Consider the following 718-nt stretch of genomic DNA (forward strand, 5'->3'; position numbering starts at 1 on the left):
TTGCACAGCACGTCGGGGTTGGGCGTGCGGCCGGCCTGGTACTCGCGCAGGAACTCGGCGAACACCCGGTCCTTGTACTCGGCCGCGAAGTTCACATGCTCGATCTCGATGCCGATCACGTCGGCCACGGCCGCGGCATCGACGAAGTCGACATTCGACGAACAGAACTCGCTGTCGTCGTCATCTTCCCAGTTCTTCATGAAGATGCCGACCACGTCATGGCCTTGCTGCTTGAGCAAATAGGCGGTCACCGCCGAATCCACGCCGCCTGAAAGGCCCACCACCACCCGATGCTTTGTCATAGGTGTGCGATTATCCCAGCCAGCCACCCGCAACGGTGTGGTGGGGACAAATACAGGACAACCGATGGAATTGCGGCAGCTGCGCTACTTTGTGCGCATCGTGGAAATGGGCTCGATGAGCCGTGCGGCACGCGAACTCGACGTCGTGCAGTCGGCGCTGAGCCAGCAGATCACGCGGCTCGAGAGCGAGCTCGCGGTGCGCCTGCTGCAGCGCACGCCGCGCGGCGTCGTGCCCACCGAAGCCGGCGTCGCGTTCTTCCGCGAAGCCCAGCTCGCGCTGCGCCACGCCGACCAGGCGGTGCGCAGCGCCCAGCAGTCGCGGCTGTCGGGCTCGGTCAGCCTGGGCCTGGCGCCGACCACGGCCACCATTCTCGCGCTGCCGCTGATGCAGGCGATGCGCACGCGCTACCCCGACG

2 protein-coding genes are annotated in these 718 nt (G+C 66.2%); one reads left to right on the forward strand and one right to left on the reverse strand.

Annotated features, from left to right (window positions below; translation table 11 throughout):
* Window positions 1-302 (reverse strand): asparagine synthase-related protein (locus tag D3H34_RS33280; protein ID WP_286186587.1); only part of this gene is annotated, 302 nt, incomplete at its 3' end.
* 64 nt (window positions 303-366) lie between these two features.
* Here D3H34_RS33280 and D3H34_RS33285 point away from each other — a divergent pair.
* A partial coding sequence (locus D3H34_RS33285; protein WP_119558915.1) for a LysR family transcriptional regulator occupies window positions 367-718 on the forward strand: 352 nt, incomplete at its 3' end.

Source organism: Acidovorax cavernicola (genome assembly GCF_003581445.1).